This is a genomic window from Rhodococcus sp. O3 (genome assembly GCF_048897285.1).
Taxonomy (GTDB): Bacteria; Actinomycetota; Actinomycetes; order Mycobacteriales; family Mycobacteriaceae; genus Rhodococcus.
This window is the reverse complement of the sequence record NZ_JBMBTE010000295.1, coordinates 1-1695: the sequence shown is the minus strand read 5'-3', so window position 1 is coordinate 1695 and position 1695 is coordinate 1. Positions and strand designations below refer to the sequence as shown.

Below are 1695 nucleotides of genomic sequence, written 5' to 3'. Positions count from 1 at the left end.
CTAGCCCGGGGCTTTCACGGAAATTCGACCTCAACCCGTGTCACACAGAAAGAAAGGTGCTCCGACCTGCGATAATTCGACTTGTCTAAGGTTGAACAATCGCGTGAGCCAGGAGCACCCTTCAGGTGAGCAAGTCTACGTCCCCCTACCCACAACTGTCCGCATCGGGTACCGGAACCGGCGTCGTGTCCCATGCCGGCGCCGTCCTGCTGCTGCGCACCGCCGAGAAAACCGGCCTCACCACAGCATTGACGACCGAACTCGGCCAGTTCCGGAAACCGTTGGCACGTCACGATTCCGGCAAGATCCTCCTCGACCTCGCGCTCTCCCTGGCGATCGGCGGGGACTGCCTCGCCGACATCAACCAACTACGCGCCCACCCCGAACTGTTCGGCCAGGTGGCCTCCGACCCGACTGTCTCCCGCCTGATCACCACCCTCGCCAGTGATGCCGACACCGCTCTCGCCGCGATCGGACGGGCCCGCGCTACCGCCCGCGCCCACGCCTGGACCGCCGCCGGGTCGGTGGCACCCGATCACGCCATCGACGAGCACAAGCCGCTGGTCATCGACATCGATGCCACCCTCGTCACCGCGCACTCGGACAAGGAATCTGCTGCCCCGAACTTCAAACGCGGCTTCGGGTTTCATCCGCTGTGTGCGTTCGTCGACCACGGTGAGCACGGCACCGGTGAACCCGCCGCGATGCTGCTGCGCCCGGGCAATGCCGGTTCGAACACCGCCGCCGATCACGTCACTGTCGTGCAGGACGCCCTGGCGCAGTTGCCGTTCGACCCGGGATATCGGGTCGGGAAGAAGGTGCTGGTCCGGATCGATGGTGCCGGGGGCACCCACTCCTTGATCGAGTATCTGACCAAGCGCAGGCTCTCGTATTCGGTGGGATTCGGGTTGACCGACGCCTATGCCGCCGCGATCGATCTGGTTCCCGAGCAGGCATGGACTCCGGCCTACGACTCGGACGGGCAGGTCCGGGACGGGGCCTGGGTCACCGAGATCACCGGGCTGCTCGACCTGTCGACGTGGCCGACCGGCATGCGCGTGATCGTGAGGAAGGAGAGGCCGCATCCGGGTGCGCAGTTGCGGTTCACCGACCGTGACGGCCTGCGGTTGACGGCGTTCGTGACCAACACCCGCCGCGGGCAACTCCCCGATCTGGAGTTGCGGCACCGCCGTCGGGCTCGGTGCGAGGACCGGATCCGGACAGCGAAAGCAACCGGGCTGCAGAATCTTCCGTTGCACGGGTTCGATCAGAACCGGATCTGGCTCGCGCTCGTGCAACTGGCATGCGAGTTGACCGCGTGGATGCAGATGCTGGCATTCACCGAGGTCCCGGCGCGGCGGTGGGAGCCGAAACGGCTACGGCTGCGGGTGCTGTCGATCGCCGGGAAGATCGCCCGCCATGCCCGTCGGGTTCGACTGCGGCTGGCCGCGACGGCTCCCGGTATCGATGTTCTCGTGGCCGGTCTGAACAGGCTTGCAGCGCTACCTGCACCTGTGTGACCTGCACGTATCTTCATTTATCGAGTCGAAAGGACACTCAGTTCGGGGCCGTGGACCCCGACGTCACCGACCGTGTCGGGCGACCGAGCGTGGATGCACACCGGATCCACCGCCTCCACAATCGAATCCGAACTGCTCAGGCCGGCACGCGGGACTCACGAAAGATTGAGGCTAG

General features: G+C 65.5%; 1 protein-coding gene. It reads left to right on the top strand.

Annotated elements, in window-relative coordinates; all coding sequences use genetic code 11:
- Positions 1-125 precede the first annotated feature (125 nt).
- Positions 126-1520 carry an IS1380 family transposase gene (locus ACN675_RS29055; protein WP_420754101.1) on the top strand — a complete coding sequence of 465 codons (1395 nt, stop codon included), beginning with the start codon at positions 126-128 and terminating at the stop codon, positions 1518-1520.
- Positions 1521-1695: the final 175 nt, after the last annotated feature.